The 20,660-nt window shown below is 70.7% G+C and carries 20 protein-coding genes; 11 read left to right on the top strand and 9 right to left on the bottom strand.

Annotated features, from left to right (window positions below; all coding sequences use genetic code 11):
* Positions 1–79: 79 nt before the first annotated feature.
* The 6 genes from AXK61_RS08575 to AXK61_RS08550 form a co-directional block, all read right to left on the bottom strand.
* Positions 80–943, bottom strand: a complete 864-nt coding sequence (locus tag AXK61_RS08575; protein WP_068570274.1) for a DUF559 domain-containing protein — start codon at positions 941–943, stop codon at positions 80–82.
* 93 nt (positions 944–1,036) lie between these two features.
* Positions 1,037–2,677, bottom strand: coding sequence for an acyl-CoA synthetase (locus AXK61_RS08570; protein WP_068570275.1), 1,641 nt, complete (start codon positions 2,675–2,677; stop codon positions 1,037–1,039).
* Positions 2,678–2,767: 90 nt separating this feature from the next.
* A complete protein-coding gene (gene glfT1 / locus AXK61_RS08565; protein ID WP_231855486.1) occupies positions 2,768–3,757 on the bottom strand; it encodes a galactofuranosyltransferase GlfT1 in 990 nt (329 codons plus the stop codon).
* Positions 3,750–4,544 (bottom strand): galactan export ABC transporter ATP-binding subunit Wzt/RfbE, encoded by a 795-nt coding sequence (gene wzt / locus AXK61_RS08560; RefSeq protein ID WP_068570276.1) that lies wholly within the window; start codon positions 4,542–4,544, stop codon positions 3,750–3,752. The genes glfT1 and wzt overlap by 8 nt, the downstream gene beginning before the upstream one ends.
* Position 4,545: 1 nt before the next feature.
* Positions 4,546–5,403, bottom strand: a complete 858-nt coding sequence (gene wzm / locus AXK61_RS08555; protein ID WP_068570277.1) for a galactan export ABC transporter permease subunit Wzm/RfbD — start codon at positions 5,401–5,403, stop codon at positions 4,546–4,548.
* Positions 5,404–5,484: 81 nt separating this feature from the next.
* Complete coding sequence (locus AXK61_RS08550; protein ID WP_068570278.1) at positions 5,485–5,994, bottom strand: bacterial proteasome activator family protein; 510 nt, start codon at positions 5,992–5,994, stop codon at positions 5,485–5,487.
* Positions 5,995–6,064: 70 nt separating this feature from the next.
* Here AXK61_RS08550 and AXK61_RS08545 point away from each other — a divergent pair, with 70 nt between their 5' ends.
* Entirely contained in the window at positions 6,065–7,321 is a 1,257-nt protein-coding gene (locus AXK61_RS08545) for a cysteine desulfurase-like protein (RefSeq protein ID WP_269451160.1), read from the top strand.
* Between the two features lie 3 nt (positions 7,322–7,324).
* Entirely contained in the window at positions 7,325–7,966 is a 642-nt protein-coding gene (locus tag AXK61_RS08540) for a LysE family transporter (RefSeq protein ID WP_068570279.1), read from the top strand.
* A gap of 4 nt (positions 7,967–7,970) precedes the next feature.
* Here AXK61_RS08540 and AXK61_RS25665 read toward each other — a convergent pair whose 3' ends face one another.
* Genes AXK61_RS25665 through AXK61_RS08525 form a run of 3 tightly spaced genes read right to left on the bottom strand, consistent with a single transcriptional unit; the run spans position 7,971 to position 10,695 of the window.
* Positions 7,971–8,741, bottom strand: a complete 771-nt coding sequence (locus AXK61_RS25665; RefSeq protein WP_231855485.1) for a hypothetical protein — start codon at positions 8,739–8,741, stop codon at positions 7,971–7,973.
* Positions 8,738–9,733 (bottom strand): hypothetical protein, encoded by a 996-nt coding sequence (locus AXK61_RS08530; protein ID WP_068570280.1) that lies wholly within the window; start codon positions 9,731–9,733, stop codon positions 8,738–8,740. Before AXK61_RS08530 ends, AXK61_RS25665 begins: the two co-directional genes overlap by 4 nt.
* Positions 9,730–10,695, bottom strand: a complete 966-nt coding sequence (locus tag AXK61_RS08525; protein WP_068570281.1) for an NAD(P)H-quinone oxidoreductase — start codon at positions 10,693–10,695, stop codon at positions 9,730–9,732. Before AXK61_RS08525 ends, AXK61_RS08530 begins: the two co-directional genes overlap by 4 nt.
* A gap of 218 nt (positions 10,696–10,913) precedes the next feature.
* On the opposite strand from AXK61_RS08525, the gene AXK61_RS08520 reads away from it, so the two are divergent.
* The 9 genes from AXK61_RS08520 to AXK61_RS08480 all read left to right on the top strand — a co-directional run bounded on the left by AXK61_RS08520 (position 10,914) and on the right by AXK61_RS08480 (position 20,529).
* Positions 10,914–12,284: an MFS transporter gene (locus AXK61_RS08520; RefSeq protein ID WP_068744795.1), complete on the top strand. Its 1,371-nt coding sequence runs from the start codon at positions 10,914–10,916 to the stop codon at positions 12,282–12,284.
* Entirely contained in the window at positions 12,281–13,789 is a 1,509-nt protein-coding gene (locus AXK61_RS08515; RefSeq protein ID WP_068570283.1) for an aldehyde dehydrogenase, read from the top strand. The genes AXK61_RS08520 and AXK61_RS08515 overlap by 4 nt, the downstream gene beginning before the upstream one ends.
* Positions 13,790–13,858: 69 nt before the next feature.
* On the top strand, positions 13,859–14,794 hold the full coding sequence (locus tag AXK61_RS08510; protein ID WP_068570284.1) for a VOC family protein: 936 nt from the start codon (positions 13,859–13,861) through the stop codon (positions 14,792–14,794).
* 41 nt (positions 14,795–14,835) lie between these two features.
* Positions 14,836–15,567, top strand: coding sequence for an alpha/beta fold hydrolase (locus AXK61_RS08505; protein ID WP_068570318.1), 732 nt, complete (start codon positions 14,836–14,838; stop codon positions 15,565–15,567).
* A gap of 31 nt (positions 15,568–15,598) precedes the next feature.
* Positions 15,599–16,123, top strand: coding sequence for a cupin domain-containing protein (locus tag AXK61_RS08500; RefSeq protein WP_068570285.1), 525 nt, complete (start codon positions 15,599–15,601; stop codon positions 16,121–16,123).
* A complete protein-coding gene (locus AXK61_RS08495; RefSeq protein WP_068570286.1) occupies positions 16,123–16,893 on the top strand; it encodes a 3-oxoacyl-ACP reductase family protein in 771 nt (256 codons plus the stop codon). The genes AXK61_RS08500 and AXK61_RS08495 overlap by 1 nt, the downstream gene beginning before the upstream one ends.
* Positions 16,894–16,924: 31 nt before the next feature.
* The gene (locus tag AXK61_RS08490; protein WP_068744793.1) at positions 16,925–17,707 is read left to right on the top strand and encodes an SDR family oxidoreductase; all 783 of its coding nucleotides are present in this window, start codon (positions 16,925–16,927) and stop codon (positions 17,705–17,707) included.
* Between the two features lie 13 nt (positions 17,708–17,720).
* Positions 17,721–19,355 carry a thiamine pyrophosphate-binding protein gene (locus AXK61_RS08485; RefSeq protein ID WP_068570288.1) on the top strand — a complete coding sequence of 545 codons (1,635 nt, stop codon included), beginning with the start codon at positions 17,721–17,723 and terminating at the stop codon, positions 19,353–19,355.
* Position 19,356: 1 nt separating this feature from the next.
* The gene (locus tag AXK61_RS08480) at positions 19,357–20,529 is read left to right on the top strand and encodes an FAD-dependent monooxygenase (protein ID WP_068744791.1); all 1,173 of its coding nucleotides are present in this window, start codon (positions 19,357–19,359) and stop codon (positions 20,527–20,529) included.
* Positions 20,530–20,660: the final 131 nt, after the last annotated feature.

Below are 20,660 nucleotides of genomic sequence, written 5' to 3'. Positions count from 1 at the left end.
CGCACGCCGTCGGAATGTGTGGTCATTCGTACTCACGATCATGGGAACGGATGACCACACATTGCCGGCCGGCCGGACCTCAGGCGGCCCGGGCGCCGATCGCCTCGGCGAGGGTGGTGATGACGCCCTCGGGGTCGTCAGTGAGGTGGTGCCAGGAGAAGTTCAGCACCGACCACCCCGCGACGGTGAGTGCGTTCGCCTTGTCCTGATCGCTCTGCCACCGCGCCCGGGACCGGTGGAAGGCCCAGCCGTTGATCTCGACCGCGAGCCGGATATCCGGGAAGGCGATGTCGACCCTCCATCCGCGGAAGGTGAGCTGCATGGTCCAGCCGGTGATTCCGTGCAGGTGGAGGAGTGCCAGGAAGATGCGCTCGGCCTCGGACTCGGTGTCGCCCGAGGCGATGTCGAAGATCGCTCGCGCCGCACTGATGCCTTTCGCGTGCGCGTTCCGCTCCAGCGCCTCCGACAACTCCTCCAGCGTCACGTCACCCTGCTGCAGCGCGCGGTCCATGACCTTCGCGTCGGCCATCTCAAGGACGCTCAGCGCCTTCGAGGTGACCGCGACCCCGTCGACGTCCACGACATCGGCGCGGTCCAGCGCGCGGCGACGCGTCCGGATCGCGTAGCCGTGCGTGGCGCGTAGTCGGCGAGCGACCGGCACTGTCACGCCGATCGTCGACGGCGATTCGTCGGTCATCCCGTGCCAGAACAGCGCGGTCTCCCGGTCCGCGACGCCGCCGGACAGCAGGCCCGCGACCCGGATCGCCGTCCTGTCGGTGAACGGGTGGTGTTTCGTACGGAAGAGCCCGGGCGCGATCCGGACCACTTCGTCGAGATCGACCCGAACCGCGATCATCGAATCGCTCACGCCCGCGGCGTGCAGCTCCCGCCGGGTGGCCACGCCGTCCTGCGCCGCGAACAGCAGTGCCGCATCCCTCCACATGTCAATTGGACGCACCAGCCCGGCGTGCGGTTCCCTCGCACAGGTGTGTGGTCATTCGTACTCATGATCATGAGTACGAATGACCACACGTTTTCAGTCCTTGGGCAGCTCGCGCTTGACCATCTTGCCGGTGGGGTTGCGCGGGAGGCGATCGAGGTAGACCACGTCGCGCGGGACCTTGAAGCGCGCCAGGTTCGCGCGGACGAAGTCCTTGAGCTCCTTGGTGAGTTCCTCGACGGCGTCGTCGGCCGGCGCACCGCCCTCGATCACCACGAAGGCGCGCAGGCGCTGCCCGAACTCGGGGTCGGGTACGCCGATCACCGCGGCCTCGACCACGTCGGTGCGGGTGACCAGCAGGTTCTCGACCTCGAGCGGGTAGACGTTCTCGCCGCCCGAGACGATCATGTCGTCGTCGCGGCCGTCGATGTGCAGCAGGCCGTGCTCGTCCCAGTGCCCCATGTCGCCCGACGACAGGTGGCCGTCGATGATCTGCTTGGTGCGGCCGTCGCTGTAGCCCTCGAAGGGCGCGCCGGCGCGGACGAACACGCGGCCGCGCTTGCCGATGCCCTCGACCAGCCGGTCGTTCTCGTCGTAGAGGCGCACCGTCGTCAGCACCGGGGGCTTGCCGACGGTGCCGGGCGCCGCGCGCAGGTTCCGCGGCGTGGCGACGGTGGCGACCGCGACCTCAGTGGAGCCGTAGACGTTGTAGAGCACGTCGCCGAAGACGTCCTGGAACTTCTCCGACAGCTCGGGGGAGACGGCGGACCCGGCCACGACGACAGCCTTGAGGCAGCTCGTGTCGTACTTCGCGATGGTCTCGGCCGGCAGGCCGAGCATGCGGGTGAGCATGGTGGGCACCGCGACCAGCATGTCGGCGCGGTTGTCGGCGATCAGCTTGAGCGTGTTCTCCGGGTCGAAGCGGCGCATCGTCACGGTCGTGCAGCCGACGGACATCCCGGCGGACCACATGGCGAAGCCCGTCGAGTGGAAGATCGGCGACGCGATGACGATCGTGCCGCGTCGCCGGAACGGGATCCGGTCGACCAGCATGGCCGTCGCGAGGGACGGGACCTTGCTGCGGGTCGCGCCCTTGGGCAGGCCGGTGGTGCCGGACGTGAGGATGATGAAGCCGCCCTGCTTCTCGGGCGGCGGGACGCGCTTGGCGTCGCGTCCGGCGGCGAGCTGATCGATCGTCTGCGCGCCCTCGGGGATCGCGTCGGCCTCGTCGACCCAGGTCAGATAGCGAGGCATGTCCTCGGGCAGCGCGTCGAGCAGGCTCGTGAACTCGCTGTCGTGGAACACCGCCTGCACCTTCTCGCGGGCGCAGACCTCCGCGAACTGGGGCTTGGCGAAGCCGGTGTTCATCATGGCCAGGCGCATGCCGGCGCGGGCCGCGGCGCTGATGATGAGCAGCAGGCCGCGGTGGTCGCGGGCGAGAACGGCGATCACGTCGCCGGACTTGAGGCCGGTCGCGCGCAGGCCCCGGGCCAGCGCGTTCGACTGCGCCTCGTACTGCGCGTAGGTCAGCGCGCCGCGCTCGTCGACGATGGCGGTGCGGTCGGGGCTCTCCGCCGCGCCCTTGATGACCAGCGCGGCCTGCGGGCCGTACTGCCGGTTGTAGCCGAGGGCGCGCAGCGCGACATCGGGCCGCGCGGGATCGACGACCCGCCGCTGCAGCATGCGCGTGAGGGCATGGCCCTGTGCGAACAGATCGGAGACCAGGCTCGTTTCCATGACGACGATGATAGGCGCACCGCCCCCGGTTTGTTGAGAGGGCTTCAATAGTGGCTCGGAAGACGGTGCGAGACCCGGTTCAGTACCTGGTCAGGGCCGGGTGAACCGCTCGTCGCGCCCCAGCTTGCGCAGCCGCAGCCACTCCCGGAAACCCGCGACATCGCGCCGCTGCACCAGGAAGAACCAGCCGAACCGCGCCCACTCCTGCGGGATCAACTTGCGCATGCCCGGCTGCGACTGCAGGTAGCCGCGGTTGCGGTAGGTGAAGAAGCGCTTGGTCTCGTTGTCCGGGTACTGGGTGTGCATGCGCCCGCCCAGAATCGGCCGGAACTCGTCCGCGCCGTTCGGGTGCAGGTAGGCGGTGGTCAGGCAGGTGCCGAAGGGGAGCCCCGAACGCACCAGCCGCCGATGGATCTCGACCTCGTCGCCGCGGATGAACAGCCGCAGGTCCGGCACGCCCACCGCCGCGACGGTGTCCTTCCGGAACAGCGCGCCGTTGAACAGGGACGCGATCCCCATCAGCACGTCGTCCGACGGTGCGCCCGGGTCGATCAGCTCCGACCGCTTGCGTCGCCAGACCAGGCCGCGCCGCAGGGGGAAGGCCAGCGTCTCCGGGTCGTCGATGGTGGCGACCACGGGGGAGACCTCCGCCAGGCCGTGCCGCTCGGCGGCCTCGAGCAGCGTCGCGAGAACCTGCGGGCCCTCCGGGCGGCCGTCGTCGTCGGCGAGCCAGATCCAGTCCGCACCCATCGCCAGCGCGTGCAGCATGCCGAGCGCGAAGCCGCCGGCGCCGCCGAGGTTGAAATGCGAGGGGAGGTACGTGGTCGCGACAGGCTGTGCCTCGACCAGCGCGCGCACCTGCTCCTGCGCCGCGTTGTCCACGACGATCAGGTGATCGATGGGCCGTTCCTGGGAGCTGAGCACCTCGAGGGACTTCGCCAGCAGTTCCGCGCGGTTATGCGTGACGACCACCGCGATGACCGTCTCCCGGTCGGGTCCCGCCGATGCCGATGCCGATGCCGATGTCGATCCGGCGGCCGGACCGGGCGTGCGACCACCGTCGGGCCGCCCGTCAGTCATCCTCGGCCTCGACCATGTCGAGCACCTTGCGCACCTGGGCGCCGGCGTCGGGGCCCTCGTAGGCGGTCACGACCTCCTCGATGCCGCCCTCCTGGCGGATCTGGCCGTGGTCGATCCACATGGCGCGGTCGCACAGCTGCGCCAGGAACTCGTTGGAGTGCGACGCGAAGACGAGGATGCCCGACCGCTCGACGAGCGCCTGCAGGCGCTTGCGGGCCTTACGCATGAACTCGGCGTCGACGGCACCGATGCCCTCGTCGAGCAGCAGGATCTCGGGATCGATCGAGGTGACCACGCCCAGCGCGATCCGCACGCGCATGCCCGTCGAGTAGGTGCGCAGCGGCATGGAGAGGTAGTCGCCGAGCTCTGTGAACTCGGCGATCTCGTCGGCCTTGCGCATCATCGACTTGCGGGTCTGCCCGAGGAACAGGCCGCGGATGATGATGTTCTCCATCCCGGAGATCTCCGGGTCCATGCCCACGCCCAGGTCGAACACCGGCGCGACGCGGCCCTTGACCACCGCGGTGCCGCGGGTCGGCTCGTAGATGCCGGACAGCAGGCGCAGCAACGTCGACTTGCCGGCCCCGTTGTGGCCGACGAGGCCGACCCGGTCGCCCTCATCGAGGCTCATCGTGATGTCGCGCAGGGCCTCGACGACGACCACCTTGTCGTCGGCCATCACCTTGCCGCCGGCGGAGCCCATGACCGCGCGCTTGAGCGAGCGCGACTTCGCATCGAACACCGGGAAGTCGACGCAGGCGCCCTGCGTCCGGATCGAAACGGTCATCTCACACCCAATACGCGACTCGGGAACGGAACTGCTTCATCAGCAGCAGGGTCAGCGCCACGCCGATCACGGTGCAGCCCAGCACCACGTACCAGTGCTGCGGGTCGAAGGGCTTGCCGATCAGCGGCCCGCGCACCAGCTCGAGGTAGTGGTAGAGCGGGTTCAGCTTCACCAGCTGGGCGCGCTCGCTGTTGCCGCCGGGCACCGTGTCGAGCGTCCACACCACCGGGGTCACGTAGAACAGCAGCTGGGTGAGCGCGGTGAGCAGTGGCGAGATGTCGCGGAACCGGGTCGCCAGAATGCCGAAGAACATCGCCACCCACACCGCGGTGATCGCGAGCATCACGATCGCCGGGATGATGCTGAGCTGGGTCCACGACCAGTGCTTCGGCGGGAAGATCGCCAGCACGATCACCAGGATGATCGCGTTGTGGGCCAGGAACAGCAGTTGCCGCCACACCAATCGATACACGTGCACCGAGAGCGGCGCAGGTAGCTGTTTGATCAGTCCCTCGTTGGCGATGAACACCTCGGAGCCGTCGATGATCGAGTTCTGGATGAAGCTCCAGAGGATGAATCCGACGGTGAGCTGGGGCAGCAGGGTCGCGACGTCCGCGTTGAGCAGCACCGACCAGAGCAGTGCCAACGCACCGGCGGTGACACCGGTGGCGATGGTGATCCAGAACGGTCCGATCACGGAGCGGCGGTAACGCTGCTTGATGTCCTGCCAGCCCAGTTCCAGCCACAGCTCGCGGTGCACGACGGCACCGTCGACGAGGTCCCGGATCGCGCGCTTGAAGGTGCGCGAGTCCGAGACGAGGGGCGCCGACTGGGAGGCGGCGGGGCTATCGACGGGCACGATTCTGAAGGGTACCCGTCGCCGCCTGCGGACCCCGGCAGGTCGACGGTGCCCGCCCGCTCGGGCCCGGCACCGTCGCCGTCACAGGTACTGGCCGTGGCCCGTCTGCGACTCCGGTCCCGGCGTCATACCGGGCGGCAGCGCGCCCTGACGCATCTGCTCGAGCTGCGCCCGCGCCGCCATCTGCTGCGCGAACAGCGCGGTCTGGATGCCGTGGAAGAGGCCCTCCAGCCAGCCGACGAGCTGGGCCTGCGCGATCCGCAGCTCGGCGTCCGAGGGGGTCGACTCGTCGGTGAAGGGCAGCGCGAGCCGCTCGAGCTCGGCCTGCAGGTCGGGCGAGAGCCCGTCCTCGAGTTCCTTGATGGACGTGCGGTGGATGTCCTTGAGCCGGGCGCGGCTGGCGTCGTCGAGCGGGGCGGCGCGCACCTCCTCGAGGAGCTGCTTGATCATGGTCCCGATCCGCATCACCTTCGCCGGCTGCTCGACCATGTCGTGCAGTTCCTCGGCCGCGCCGTCGGCACCGTCCGTCGCGCCGGACGCACCGCCGTCGGCTCCGGCAGGGATGATCTCCACCTCGTTGCGATCACTCATAGCACCATTCTGGCAGCTCGACGCGGGCGGGCCACGGAGTCGTCGGTGGGGCGGTGTAATCTCCGTGCCAGTGAACACGTTCTCAGAAGGCCAGGGTGCACCCGGCCGGGCTTCGACTGCGGTTGCGGTATCCGCATTCGACGTTGCCCGCGTCCGGGGGCTCTACCCTGCGCTGGGAGACGGGTGGATCCACTTCGATCCGCAGGCAGGGGCCCAGATCCCCGGCGCGGTGTCGTCGGCGGTGGCCAACGCCTTTCGCGGGTTCGTGAGCAACCCGCACGGTGTGTACGCCGGGGCCGCCCACACTCGGGGGATCGTCCAGGCGGCCCGCACCGCGGTGGCCGATCTCGTCAACGGCAAGCCCGAGGGTGTCGTCCTCGGCCCCTCCCGGGAGCAGTTGCTCGCCTCGTTGGCGGAATCGCTGAGCGCCCGGCTCGGGCTCGGCGCGGAGATCGTGCTGTGCCGCCTCGACGACGATGCGAACGTGGCCCCGTGGCTCCGTGTCGCGGACCGGGGCGGCGGCCGCGTGAAGTGGGTCGAGGCCGATATCGAGACCGGTGAGGTCCCGGAGTGGCAGTTCGAGGAGCTCGTGAGCCAGGCCACCTCGGTGGTCGCGGTCCCGCTGGCCTCGTCCACCATCGGCACCGTCATCGACGTGGCTGCGGCGGCGAAGGCCGCGCACCGGGTGGGCGCCCTGCTCGTGGTCGACGCGACGAGTGCCGCGCCCTACGAGCTGCTCGACATCGAGCGCCTCGGGGCCGACGTGTTGCTGGTCAGCGCCAACCGCTGGGGCGGCCCGCAGGTCGCGGCGATGGCCTTCCGCGATCCGTCCATCTTCAACCGCCTGCGGGCGGTCAACCCGGACCGCGGCGCGACGGGCCCTGAACGGTTCGAGCTCGGCGAGCACCAGTACGCCATGCTCGCCGGCCTCATCGCGTCGATCGATCACCTCGCGGGGCTGGACGAGTCGTCGGTGGGTGCCCGGCGGGATCGCCTGGAGCACTCCATGTTCGGCCTGCGTCAGTACCAGCAGCGGCTCTTGTTCTACATGCTCAACTCGCTGGCCTCGGCGCCGCAGGTGGCCATCATCGGCCGCGCCGAGCGGCGGGTGCCCACGGTCTCCTTCACGCTGCCGGGCGTCCCGGCGGCGAAGGCGGCCAAGCGCCTCGCCGACAACGGCGTGTGCGCGCTGTCGAACGTGCCCAGCCGGTACTTCGCCGGGCTGGGCGTGCCCGAGTACGGGGGCGCGGTGACCGTCGGGCTGGGCCCGTACTCCACCCCGTACGACGTGGATCAGCTGGTCCGCGCGCTCGCCTCCCTGGGCTAGCGGGTGGCCCCGTCGGCGCTCGCCGCCGCGTTCGGGGCGGGGATCGTCGCCGGCCTCGGCGTGGTCCTGCCGCTCGGCGCGATCGGCATCATGCTCCTGCACGAGGGCGCCTCGAAGGGCCGCCGCCGCGCGGTGCCGGCCGCCGCCGGTGTCGGCACGGCGGACCTGTTGTTCGCGGTGCTCGCCCTCGCCGCGGGCACCGCGCTCGCGCCGATCGTCGAGCGGTGGGGCCGGTGGCCCGCCGCGGTCGGCGGCCTCCTCCTGCTCGCCGTCGCGGTTCTCATGGTGCGCAAGGCTCTTCGTCCCGCGGTGCCCGGGGCCGACGGTGCCGAGCCCGCCGGCGGGGCGACGGGCTGGGCCCGGTACGCGATGTTCTTCGGGCTGACCGTGGTCAACCCGTTCCCGCTCGTCTACTTCGGCGCGATCGCCGTCGGCCTGGGGGAGGGGCTGCACCGGCCGCCGGTCGCGGCGGCGTTCGCCGTCGGCGTGGGCATCGCCTCGTTCGGCTGGAACCTGGTGCTGATCTCGCTCGGCGCGGTCCTCCGCGCGCGCTCGACCGCGCGTATCCAGCGCGTGGTCACCGGGATCGGCGGCGGGATCGTCGCGGTGTGCGGGGTGGTCGTGCTGGTGACCGCGTTCGCCTGATCCGTCAGTCGGCGCGGAGCATCTGTTCGACGCCGGGCTTGAGCAGGTCCGCGATGCGCTCCCACGGCACTGTCACGGGCACGTAGTCGCCGATCACGTGCGCCACCCACACATACACCTCGAGTCCCTGTGCCGTCGGGAGCCAGTTCGCGAAGGTCTCGGTCTCGAGCTTGCGGTCCTGTAGGCGGAGGCTGGAATCCAGCGGTGGGACGATGGTGCGCAGACGCGAGCGGGCCGCCGCCGGGTCCCGGTACAGGTCGTCGACGGTGACGGGAGTCGCCGTCTTCGTCGCGATCACGACGGTGCCCATCGAATGATTCGGGTGAGCCGCGCCGTGCCCGTACCAGAACACTACGAGCCGGCCGGCCACGGCGCCGGCACCGATCCGGGTGACGCCGCTGCGGTCGCCGCCGGGAAGTTCACCGTCGCTGGCATCCGTCTCGGGATCGTTCTGCGGCATGCCGGCCATGCTGGTCCGCATCGCGGAGTTGAACCGCGCGGTGACCGCTGGGTCGCCGCCGGCCAGCTGTGGGGTCGTGAGCACCCGCCCGGGCTGCGATGTCGGCGTGGTGATCGCCGTGATCGTGTACCCGTGCGCAGCGACCGCGAGGGGCGCGACGGGGGCAGGGCTGCGGAAGGGACTGTAGGGGTTGGTGCTCGACGTAGCCATCGGATTCGACGGTGCCGCACTGCTGCTCGGCCCCGCGGGCACGACCGGATCGCATCCGGCGAGTAGGAGCAGCGCCGCGACGCCGGCGACCAGCCGGGGCCTCACGGCCGGGGTTCGATCGCGGCACGGTACTCGTCGGACTCGAAGAACGGCGTGAGGCGGCGGCGCAACAGATCCTCGATGACGCCGCGTTCGTCGAGGGTGGCGAGCACGGGCGGGCCGAAGCGCAGGGCCTCCTCGATCATGTCCTCGCGGCCCACGCCGAGCTCGGCCAGGAGTTCGTAGAGCGAGGCGTCGCCGTACTTGTCGAAGACGTGGTCGATGCCCTCGTCCAGGAGCGCGCGGAAGTAGTCGGTGTCGCGGAAGGTGCGCCAGAACTCGAAGATCAGCACCACCACGTCCTCGACATCGGCGTCGGTCAGCACGCCGCGGTACTCCGCCACGGAGTTGCTGCGGTGTGCGCGCCAGAAGTCCCGAACGGCGTCGGCGAGGGTCTCGTCGCCGTCGGCGGCGACCCTGCGCAGGGCGAACCGGACGCCGCGCCGAGCGGCGGCGTCCGCGCGCTGACCGAGCGCCGGGAGGGCGGGACGCAGGGCCCGCGTGGCGGCACCGGCGACGGTGCGCGTCACCGCGTTCCGGGCCAGGGCGCGCGTGGCGTCGTCGGCCGCGGACGATGCCGCCGCGTGCAGCACGGAGGCGACGGCGTCCTCGGTGACGGGGCTCTCGGAGAGCACCTGGAGCACGCGCCGGGTCAGGTCCATCTCGGTGACGGTGCTCAGCAGCTCCTCGAAGCTGCGGCTGTCGATCACCTCGTCGAGGCGGGTGGTGTCGTTGACGGTGTGCCGGTACAGGCGGCCGGCGATCTCGCCGACGAGCTCGGGGATCGCGCCCTCGACCGGGACCTGGACGGCGTACTTGGCGGCGACGGCCTTGATCATGGCGGGCGTGACGGCCTCGGCGAGCGTGAGGTCGGAGGCGACGGCGAGCGTGTTGTCCACCTCCTCGATGACCAGCGCGTGGAAGGCGTTGTCCCGGAGTTGCTTGCGTGCGAACGCGATCTGCGCCTCGAGGAGGCGGGCGGTGAGGTCGTCGATCACGGTGTCAGCACCACCTTTCCGACGGATTCGGGGGAGTCGAGGAGGTCATGGGCGGCGTTCGCCTCGGCGAACGGGAGACGGGCGGAGACGACGGGGCGCAGCGCACCGTCGGCGAACAGGGGCCAGACGTGCTCCCGGACCGCTGCCACCACCTCGGCCTTGCTGTGCGGCCCCACGGCGGGCCGGCCGCGCAGGTTGGTCGCGCTGATCCGGCCCCGTTTGCGCAGCAGTGCAGCGATGTTCAGCTCGGCGTCGACGCCGCCCTGCATGCCGATGATCACCAGCCGTCCCTGCGGCGCGAGCGCGCGGATGTTGCGCGGCAGGTACCTCGCGCCCATGATGTCGAGGATCACGTCGGCGCGGTCCCGCAGGACCTCCGCGAAATCCTCTGCGTGGTAGTCGATCACGATGTCGGCGCCCAGTTCGCGGCAACGCCGCGCCTTGTACTCCGAGCCGACGGTGACCGCCACCGTGGCACCGAGCGCCTTGCCCAGTTGGATCGCGTGCGTGCCGATGCCGCTGCCGCCGCCGTGGATCAGGAGCGTCTCACCGGCGCGCAGGCCACCCTCCATGACCACGTTCGAGTACACCGTGCAGGCGCCCTCGGGCAGGGCGGCGGCGTCGACGAGCGGGACCCCGGCGGGGACGGGCAGGCACTGCGCCGCGGGCGCGATCGCGTACTCGGCGTAGCCCCCGCCCGCCAGGAGCGCGCACACCTCGTCGCCCACAGCGATCCCGGTGACCTCCGCGCCGAGCGCGTCGACGATGCCGGCGACCTCGAGCCCGAGGATCGGGCTGGCGCCGGGCGGCGGCGGGTACAGGCCCCGACGCTGCAGCAGATCGGCCCGGTTCACCGCGGTGGCGGCCACTGCGATCCGCACCTCACCGGGTCCGGGCTCGGGAACGGGCAGGTCGACGAGCTGGAGGTTCCGCGTGGTCTCGTCGACGTCGATCGCCTTCATGGTTCATGGGTAGCACACGCGCTCCGCGGCGACCGGGTCCGCGGTGGTCCCGTGATCGCGTCCGTATCGCCGTTGGCGCAATTCCGGTACTGATTGTCGAATTCTCGCGAACCACTTGACCGCAGCACTGTGACTGCGGTTACATCTTAGGGGTAAATAGTTGAGCACTTAGCAAATCTCGACTGCAGCTCCACCCAGCCCAAGGGAGCCCCTTCAGAATGAGTACCTCCGTCACACCTGCTCTGTCCGCCGAGGTGATCGGCGCACGGATGGAGCGGTTGCCGATCAGCCGATGGCACATCAAGGCGAGAGTCATCGCCGGCGCCGTCACCTTCTTCGACGGGTTCGACCAACTGATGATCGCCTACTCGATGCCCCAGATCGCCAAGCAGTGGCATCTGACCTCGTCATCGATCGCCTGGATGATCGCCGTGGGCGGCATCGGCATGCTGGTGGGCGCGCTTCTCGGCGGATGGTTCGCCGACCACTACGGCCGGATCAACGTGATCATCGTCTCGCTCGTGGTCTACTCGGTCCTCAGCCTCGGCATGGGCCTGACGCACAGCCTCGAGCTGTTCGTGATCTTCCGATTCCTGCAGGGGCTGGGGCTCGGCGCCGAGGTCCCGGTGGCCGCCAGCTACATCGGCGAGATCACGAAGGCGCACGGCCGCGGCCGCTTCGTCCTGCTCTACGAGACGGTGTTCCCGATCGGCCTGGTGTGCTCGGCGCTGGTCGCGTCGTGGATGGTGCCGGCGCACGGCTACCGCTGGCTCTTCGCCCTGGGCGCCTTGCCCATCCTCCTGGTCCCGTCGCTGTTCCGACTGCAGGAGTCGCCGCGCTGGCTGGCCTCGCGCGGCCGGCTCGACGACGCCACCCGCACCCTGGAGAAGATCGAGTCGGAGGTCACCAAGCAGTTCGGAACGCTGCCCGACTACGACCGGAACCCGCCGGCCGAGGTCACCGTGCGCAGCTCGTTCGTCGAACTCTTCAGCGTTCGTTACCGCCGCCGCACCGCGATGGTCGCCACGGCGTGGCTCACCGCCTACTTCGTCAACTACGGCATCGCCTCGTGGTTGCCGGTGCTGTTCACCCGCATCTTCAAGGTGGGGGAGAAGACCGCGCTGCACTACAGCGTGCTGACCAGCCTCACCGGCCTGGTCGGTTGCCTCACCGTGGCGTTCCTCATCGACCGCCTGGGCCGCAGGCTCTGCATCTCCGCCTCGCTCGGATTCGCCGCCCTGACGCTGTTCCTGCTCGCCGGATTCGGTACCGGCTCGGCCGGCCAGGTGGTGCTGTGGGCCGCGGGCACCGCACTGTTCATCTTCGCCGTGAACATGGCGCTCTACGTCTACACCGCCGAGCTCTACCCGACCCGGATCCGCGCCCAGGGGTGCGCCTTCGGTGGGGCCGCCGGCCGCCTCGGCATCATCTTCGGCCCGCTGGTCGTCGGTTGGGTGCTCACCGCGAGCAACGACTCACTGTCCTGGCTGTTCACCACCTTCGGACTCGTGGCGGTCGTCGGCTGCCTGGTGGTCGCGACGTTCGGGATCGAGACCAAGGAACGCACCCTCGAGGAGATCAACCGATGAACGCCCCTGTGACCACGGCGACGCCGTTCGTACCGGTGACCGACGAGATCGGCGTGGGCGGCGTGTGGCGCCGCGGCACGGGCCCCGTGTTCGAGGTCGTCGACCCCGCCACCGGCCGGGCGCTGCAGACCATCACCCAGGCCACCGCCGACGACGTCGACATCGCCGTCGAGGCCGGCCGACGGGCCGCCGAGGACCAGGAGTGGCGCGGCCTGCAGCCGCACCAGCGCGCCCGGTACCTGGCCCGGATCGCCGACGCCATCGAGCTGCACCTCGATGAGCTCGCGGCCCTGCAGACCGCGAACACCGGCAAGTCGATACATGAGACGCGAGCACTGGTGGGCAGCGCGGCGGGTACCTTCCGCTACTTCGCCGCGGTCCTCGAGAGCGGCGACGCCGATCTCACCGCACCGCGGGGCGACTACCTCACGATGAGCGTCTACGAGCCGATCGGCGTGGTCGGCGCGATCGCGCCGTGGAACTCGCCGATCGCGAGCGATGCGCAGAAGATCGCCCCCGCCCTCGCGGCGGGCAACGCCGTCGTGCTCAAGCCCGCGGAGTGGACCCCGCTGGTCTCGATGCGGCTGGCCCGGATCATCGACGAGTCCGGCCTGCCCGCGGGCCTGCTGTCGGTGCTCCCGGGCAAGGGTTCGGTGGTGGGCGACGCGATCGTCCGGCATCCGGGCATCGGCAAGGTGACCTTCACGGGCGGCACGACCACCGGCCGGCGGATCGCGCACCAGGCCGCGGAGAAGCTGATGCCGGTCTCGCTCGAACTGGGCGGAAAATCGCCGACCATCGTGCTCGACGACGCCGACATCGACCTCACCGTGAACGGGATCCTGTACGGGATCTTCTCCTCCAGCGGGCAGAGCTGCATCGCCGGCTCCCGACTGTTCATCGACCGGAGCCGCTACGACGAGGTGCTCGCCCGCGTCGTCGAGGGCGCCCGCGCACTGCGGCTCGGTCCCGGCTCGGATCCGCGGACCCAGGTCGGGCCGCTGGTGCACGCGAAGCACCGCGACGACGTCGCCGGCTACGTCGACCTCGCCCGCGAGGAGGGCGGCAGGATCCTCTGCGGCGGTGAGCGACCCGATGATCCAGCACTCGCCGACGGCTCGTACTACCTGCCGACGGTGATCGACGGACTGGCCAACGACGCCCGCGTGTGCCAGGAGGAGATCTTCGGCCCGGTCCTCGTCGCGCTGCCCTTCGACGGGGAGGAGGACCTGCTGGCGCAGGCCAACGACTCGGTCTTCGGTCTGGCGTCCGGCATCTGGACCCGCGACTACCGCCGCGCCCTGCGGCTCGCCCGCCGGCTGCAGGCCGGCACGGTGTGGATCAACACCTACAAGCAGTTCAGCATCTCCACGCCCTTCGGCGGTGTGAAGGAGAGTGGCCTGGGGGTGGAGAAGGGGCGCGCGGGGATCGCCGCGTACTCCCGCCAGAAGAGCATCTACCTGGGCATGGACCCGGAGCCGAATCCGTGGGCGATCCCCCGGTGAATCCATGAGCGCCGCACCGACATCCGCGGCGATCTCGATACCCAGCAGGTACGGAAGGACAGCAGAGAAATGAATCCACCCATCGCTCGCATCCGCGCGCTCCGCTCCGTGGAGCTCCGCGTGCCGACGGTGACCGACTCCACGGACTTCTACGAGAACGTCTGGGGCCTGAAGGTCGTCGAGCGGGACGGCGCCCAGGCGTGGTTGCGGGGCACCGGCATGCAGCACCACGTGCTCCAGCTCAGCGACGCGCCGCAGAACGGCCTGGGCCGCATCTCCTTCGCCGTGGCCACCCCGGCGGAGGTCGACGAGGCCGCCCGCAGGCTGGAGTCCAGGGGGATCGGACCGATCGCCGGGCCAGGACCGCTCGAGCAGGTCGGCGGCGGCTACGGCCTGCGCTTCGCCGATCCCGAGGGCCGGGTCGTCGAGATCTCCGCCGACACCTACGCCGTCACGAAGATCGAGACCGGCGACGCCGTCCCGGTGGGCGTGACGCACGTGGTGCTCAACACGGTGGACATCGATGCGGCCGTGGCCTTCTACACCGACGTGCTCGGCATGCGGGTCTCGGACTGGTCCGAGCACCAGATGGCCTTCCTGCGCTGCAATGCCGATCATCACAGCATCGCGTTCAACCAGGCCGAGTGGACCGCGGTGAACCACATCGCCTACCAGATGCCCACCGTCGACCACTTCATGCGCGGCATCGGACGCCTTCGGCACCACGGCATCACGCCGCTGTGGGGTCCGGGCAAGCACGGTCCCGGCGACAACACCTTCTCGTACTTCGCCGATCCGGCCGGGCTGGTGTGCGAGTACACCTCGGGCATCGCGCAGGTCGACGAGGACGCCTGGCTGTGCCGCGTCTGGCGTCGCGTGCCGGAGCTCTCCGACCTCTGGGGCACCGCCGGCCCGCCGTCGAAGCAGGTCCGCAGCCACATGGCCGGCGTCCCGGATCCCGGCCCCGCGCGGCCGGCCGCCGTCGGCGCCGCGGTGTCGTCGTGACCGTGTACGTGCAGGAGGCCGGGACCGGGCCCGCGCTGCTCATGTTGCACGGGATCGGGGGCTCGTCCGAGACCTTCGCGGGCCAGTTCGCGGGGATCGGCGGGCTGCACCTGTTGGCGTGGGACGCACCGGGATACGCCCGTAGCGACGACCCCGCGGAGCCGCTCGACCTCGACGACTACGCCGACGCGGCGGCCGACGTGATCCGGAGCCGGTGCGCCGACGGGGCGCACGTGCTCGGTATGTCCTGGGGCGGCGTGATCGCCGTCCGGCTGGCGTTGCGGCACCCGGACCTGGTGCGCAGCCTGATCCTCGGCGATTCCACAGTCGGATCGGGCACGTCGCCCGAGTCGGCGGCCGCGATGCGCGCTCGGGCGGACGAGCTCGGTGCGCACGGCGCCCCGGCGTTCGCCGCGGCGCGCGCGCCCCGGCTGCTCGCCCCCGGTGCCGACGACGACGCCGTGAGTGCGGCAGCCGACCTGATGGCGGCGTCGATCCGGTTGCCCGGCTACGGCTACGCGGCCGAGTCGATGGCGGCCACCGATCACACCGAGGCCCTCGCCGGGGTCGCGACACCCACTCTGGTCCTGTGCGGCGACGAGGACCGGATCACCGGCCGGGATGCCAGCCAGGCGCTGGCCGGCGGCATCCCCGACGGTGTGTTCGTGACCGTCCGCGGTGCCGGGCATCTCGCGAATCAGGAACAGCCCGAGGCGTTCAACGCCTGGACCGAGTCGTTCGTGCAGATCACCGAGCTACTGCTCACCCGTTGACCACCACCCCAACAGACACAGGAGAAAGAACATGTCGCACTCGCCCGCAGCCCCCCAGGACTACCTCGAGAACGATCTCGCGGAGTACGCCGATTCACTCATCCTCACCAAGGCCAGCCGCTACGAGGACTGGGACACCCTCTCCTTCCAGGAGCAGGCCGGACCGCAGTTCCGCCGCGCCCAGATCCGCTACGTCGGCTCCGGCGCCACCGGCAACCACGACGGTGACGGCCGCAGCATCGCCTCCCGCGGCTTCACCTTCTCGAACATGCTGCTGCCCCCCGGCGGCGAGGGCCCCGAGCACACCCACCACGACGTGGAGGAGGCGTTCTTCGTCCTCGAGGGCGAGGTCGAGGTCGGCGTGCACCGCGACGGCGAGGTCGTCAAGCGCGTGCTCGGCTACCGCGACATGATCGTGGTACCCGCCGGCGTGCCGCGCAGCCTCAAGAACATCGGCGACACCGACGCCCTGTTCTGCGTCATCATCGGCACGCAGAAGCCGCAGATCCCGACCTACCCGGAGACCTCGGTCATGCACGGGGTCAGCCGGAACTGATGGCGGACAAGGCAACCGAACGAGGCTCCCTCGCCGGGCGGACCGTCCTGGTCACCGGCGCGGGGCGCGGCCTCGGCCTCGCGATCGCCCACCGCCTCGCGGAGGCCGGCGCCCGGCTGTGGCTCGCCGATGTCCGTGCGGACTGGGGCGAAGCCGCGGCCGAGGCGCTGCGGACCGACGGTGCGGACGCCCGGTTCCTCGAGGTGGACCTGCGGGACGAGGAATCCGTCGCCGCGATGGCGGCCGTGGTCTCCGCGGACGGCCCGCTGTACGGCCTGGTCAACAACGCGGCCCTCGCCGACGGCGTCGGCGGCAAGGCGGTGCACGAGCTCGCGGTCGCGGAATGGGACCGGGTGCTCGGGGTGAACCTGCGCGGGACCTTCCTGGTCAGTCGTGCAGTGATCCCCGCGATGCTCGAGGCCGGCGGCCGGATCGTCACCATCGGCTCGGACGCGGCGCTCTACGGTTCCGGCCGGCTGTGCCACTACGTCACCTCCAAGGGCGGCGTCGCAGCACTGACACGGGCGATGGCTCGCGACCTCGGTCCGCACGGGATCACCGTCAACACGGTCTCGCCCGGCCTGACCGAGTCCGAATCGGCCGCCATGGTGCCCGCGCACCGGCACGACCTGTACCGGGCGAACCGCGCACTCACGCGCGACCAGCAGCCCGCCGACCTGGTGGGGGCCGTCGCGTTCCTGCTCGGCGATGAGGCCTCGTACATCACGGGGCAGGAGCTCGTCGTCGACGGCGGCTTCGTCTTCCACTGATCCGACCCATCGACACGATCAAGGACCGACCGTGGATCTTCAACTGCAAGGACGTACCTACCTGGTCACCGGGGGCAGCTCCGGGATCGGGCACGCCACCGTCCGGCTCCTTCTGGCCGAGGGCGCGAACGTCGCCACCTGCGCCCGGGACCTCGGGCGCCTGGACGCCGTCTTCGACGGTGCCCCGGGGCGCGACCAGCTGTTCACGGCGGCGTGCGACGTGCGCGACGGCGCCGAGGTCCGGGCCGTGATCGACGGTGCCGCCGACCGGTTCGGCGGCCTCGACGGGCTGGTGAACAACGCGGGCGGATCCCGGATGAAGCCCCGTGACCAGGTGACGATGGACGACTGGCGCGACGAACTCGATCTCAAGTTCGCCGGCGTGCTGAACCCGGTCGAGGCTGCGCTGCCCCTGCTCAAGGCGTCGTCGTCGGCGTCGATCGTCAACATCAACGCGGTGCTCGCCCGGCAGCCGGAGCCGAGGCTGGTCACCACGAGCGCCGCCCGCGCGGGACTGCTCAACCTGAGCAAGTCGATGTCGCTGGAGTTCGCGTCCGACGGCATCCGGGTGAACTCGGTGGCGCTCGGCCTGGTGGACACCGGGCAGTGGCGCCGCCGGTACGAGGAGAGCAGCGACGCCCGGAGCTTCGCCGCCTGGGAGGCCGACATCGCCGCGGACCGGGGCATCGGCCTCGGCCGCTTCGGCCACGCGCACGAGGTGGCTCCCGTCATCGCCCTACTGCTGTCCCCGGTCGCTGCCTATGTGACCGGAACCACCGTCGAGGTCGACGGAGGCGTCGCCCGCTATGTCTGAGGAGAAGAGAACCATGAAGAGCAACGGTGGCGACCTGCTGGTGCAGGTGCTTCGAGAGGCCGGCGTCGACACGGTCTTCGGCGTGGTCAGCGTCCACAACCAGCCGCTGGTCCAGGCCGTCAGCCGGGACCTGCGGTTCGTGCCGGTCCGGCACGAGGCCTCGGCGGTCAACGCCGCGGACGGCTACGCCCGCGCGACCGGCGGCCTGGGCTGTGCGCTGACCAGCACCGGCACCGGCGCGGGGAACGCCGCCGGGGCGCTGATCGAGTCGCTGAGCTCCGGTACGTCGGTGCTGCACGTGACCGGCAACATCGAGAGCCGGTACCTCGGTTCCGGCCGCGGCTTCATCCACGAGACGAAGGATCAGCTGGGGATGCTGACCGCGGTCTCGCATCACGCCGAGACGATCGTCGACGCGGACGGCGCGGGCAAGGTGCTCCGGGCCGGTGTGGCGCGCGCGCTCGAGCGGCCGGGCGGCCCCGTCAGTATCGAGTGGCCGATCGACCTGCAGTACTCGGCGCAGGTGGTGGAGCCCGCCGCCGCGCCCGAGCCGGAGGCGGGCACGGCACCGTCGGACGCCGCGATCGCAGGGGCCGTCGAGGCGCTGCGCGGCGCCCGCCGGCCGGTCATCTGGGCGGGTGGCGGCGTGGCCCGGGCCGGCGCCGAGCTCGCCGGACTCGTCGAGAGCTGGGGTGCGGCTCTACTGACCAGCAACTCCGGGCGCGGCGCGGTCCCTGAGGATCACGAGCTCTGCATCGGCAACTACGGCAACTCGCCGCTCGGCCGCGAGCTGCTCGCCGATGCTGACGTGTTGCTCAGCATTGGAACGCATTTCCGCTCCAACGAGACCGGTGACTACGCGATGCCCGTGCCGACGGTCCATGTGCAGGTCGACCTCGACGAGGCCGCGATCGGCCGCGTCTACCCTGCGACCGGAGTGGTAGGTGATGCGGCCGCCGTGCTGACCGCGCTGACGGCCGCCGGCCTGGGAGCCGCGGACCCCGCGTGGACGGAGCGCGCGCGCAGCACCCGCGACGAGGTCCGTGCGCGCCAGCGCGCCGGGCTCGGCCCGCACGCGCTCCTCGCCGATGCGATCCGCGCGTCCGTCCCGCGGGACGCCGTGGTCGCCCGTGATGTCACCATCGCCTCCAGCTCGTGGGGCAATCGCCTTCTGCCCATGTACGATCCGCGCTCGAACATCTTCCCGCGCGGCGGCGGTATCGGCCAGGGCCTCGGGATGGCGATCGGCGCGGCGCTCGCCGACGAGACCCGCCCCACCGTCGGCATGGTCGGTGACGGGGGCCTGGCCGTGCACTTCGGCGAGTTGATGACGATGGCGCAGGAGCAGCCCTGGCTCGTGCTGGTGGTCTTCAACGACCGCGGCTACGGCGTTCTGCGGAACATGCAGCAGGGCCTCGGACAGAGCACCTACGCGGTGGACTTGGCGACACCGTCGTTCGAGATGCTGAGCGCCGCGCTCGGTCTCGAGTACCGGTGCATCGCCACGTCCGAGCAGGCCGGCCCGATCCTGCGTGAGGCCGTCGACCTGCGCCGCCCGGTGATCGTCGAGGTCGACCTGGCGAGCTACGGGGAGATGCCGGCACCGTTCACGCCGCCGGTATCGGTGCCCGACGCCGAGGAGGCGTGAGGTGGGGGCGGGCACCGTCGCCGTCGTCGGCGGCGGCATCGGCGGCTTGACCGCGGCGATCGCTCTGCGTGCGCAGGGGATCGATGTCGTCGTCCACGAGCAGGCCTCGCGGTTCGCCCGCGTCGGCGCGGACATCAACCTCACCCCGAACGCCGTGCGCGCCCTCGACGGGCTCGGCGACGGGCTCGGCGGCGGGCTGGGCGAACGGCTGCGCGAGAACGCCGCGCGCCCCCGGTACCGGATCAGCCGGACCTGGGACACCGGCGTGGAGACCTCGCGGATCGCGATGGGTGAGGACGCGGAGATCCGTTACGGTGCGCCGCAGCTCACCCTCCACCGCGGCGATCTGATCTCAGCGCTCGAGGACCGCCTACCCGCGGCGACGGTACGCTTCGGTAGCCGGATCGAGTCGGTCGATCCCGGGGGCGCAACCGACTCCGACGGTGCCGTTCTCCGTTTCGCGGACGGCTCGGCGGAGGAAGCGGACCTGGTGATCGGCGCCGACGGCATCCATTCGCGGGTGCGGACGGCGATGTTCGGCGCGGAGCGTCCGACCTTCACCGGCGTGGTCGCCTTCCGCTCCGTGGTCCCCGCCTCGCGCCTGACGGGCGTTCCGAACCTCGACTCGTTCACCAAATGGTGGGGGCCGGACCGATCGACCCAGATCGTCACCTTCCCGCTGACCCGCGGCGAGGAGATCTTCGTCTTCGCCACCGTCGGGCAGGAGGAGTGGACCGAGGAGTCGTGGACCACGCCGGGCAGCGTCGACGAGCTGCGTGCGCTGTACGAGGGCTTCCATCCGGAGGCCCGAGCCCTCCTCGAGGGCTGCGACGAGACCCTCAAATCCGCTCTGTACGTGCGCGATCCACTGGCCGAATGGTCGGCGGGCCGCGCGGTCCTACTGGGCGACGCATGCCATCCGATGATGCCCTTCATGGCGCAGGGCGCCGGTCAGGCGATCGAGGACGCGGTGGTGCTGAGCAGGATGCTCGCCGCCCATGCCCGGGCGGCGGACGCCGTCCGGGCCTACGAGGCCGAGCGGCGCCCGCGCACGGCGCGCATCCAGATCGGTTCGCGGGGGAACGATTGGCTCAAGTCCGAGGGCTCCGGCGACTGGGTCTACGGGTACGACGCCTGGTCCGTTCCCACGACGGTGCCCGGCACCGTCGCCTGAGCGCGGGGACGCCGGACGGGACCGATTCTCCGGAAGGTGTTCCCTTCTTAATAACTTAGCGCTAAACTATTGAGAGCAAAGTCACATTGTCGCCGCGGCCAGCCACCGCTCACACTCACCGTCTCGAAGGA

Origin of the sequence: Tsukamurella pseudospumae (assembly GCF_001575205.1) — a bacterium.
GTDB lineage: Bacteria > Actinomycetota > Actinomycetes > Mycobacteriales > Mycobacteriaceae > Tsukamurella > Tsukamurella pseudospumae.
Note: the sequence above shows the minus strand (reverse complement) of the source record. Positions and strands in the feature narration are given on the sequence as shown.

What these genes read in the sequence shown, in the direction of transcription:
- AXK61_RS08520 (WP_068744795.1), top strand. Translation starts at nt 10,914, where the DNA reads ATGAGTACCTCCGTCACACCTGCTCTGTCCGCCGAGGTGATCGGCGCA.
- AXK61_RS08575 (WP_068570274.1), bottom strand. Translation starts at nt 943, where the DNA reads ATGTGGAGGGATGCGGCACTGCTGTTCGCGGCGCAGGACGGCGTGGCC.
- AXK61_RS08500 (WP_068570285.1), top strand. Translation starts at nt 15,599, where the DNA reads ATGTCGCACTCGCCCGCAGCCCCCCAGGACTACCTCGAGAACGATCTC.
- AXK61_RS08495 (WP_068570286.1), top strand. Translation starts at nt 16,123, where the DNA reads ATGGCGGACAAGGCAACCGAACGAGGCTCCCTCGCCGGGCGGACCGTC.
- AXK61_RS08570 (WP_068570275.1), bottom strand. Translation starts at nt 2,677, where the DNA reads ATGGAAACGAGCCTGGTCTCCGATCTGTTCGCACAGGGCCATGCCCTC.
- wzt (WP_068570276.1), bottom strand. Translation starts at nt 4,544, where the DNA reads ATGACCGTTTCGATCCGGACGCAGGGCGCCTGCGTCGACTTCCCGGTG.
- AXK61_RS08485 (WP_068570288.1), top strand. Translation starts at nt 17,721, where the DNA reads ATGAAGAGCAACGGTGGCGACCTGCTGGTGCAGGTGCTTCGAGAGGCC.
- AXK61_RS08550 (WP_068570278.1), bottom strand. Translation starts at nt 5,994, where the DNA reads ATGAGTGATCGCAACGAGGTGGAGATCATCCCTGCCGGAGCCGACGGC.
- glfT1 (WP_231855486.1), bottom strand. Translation starts at nt 3,757, where the DNA reads ATGACTGACGGGCGGCCCGACGGTGGTCGCACGCCCGGTCCGGCCGCC.
- AXK61_RS08505 (WP_068570318.1), top strand. Translation starts at nt 14,836, where the DNA reads ATGTTGCACGGGATCGGGGGCTCGTCCGAGACCTTCGCGGGCCAGTTC.
- AXK61_RS08525 (WP_068570281.1), bottom strand. Translation starts at nt 10,695, where the DNA reads ATGAAGGCGATCGACGTCGACGAGACCACGCGGAACCTCCAGCTCGTC.
- AXK61_RS08510 (WP_068570284.1), top strand. Translation starts at nt 13,859, where the DNA reads ATGAATCCACCCATCGCTCGCATCCGCGCGCTCCGCTCCGTGGAGCTC.
- AXK61_RS08515 (WP_068570283.1), top strand. Translation starts at nt 12,281, where the DNA reads ATGAACGCCCCTGTGACCACGGCGACGCCGTTCGTACCGGTGACCGAC.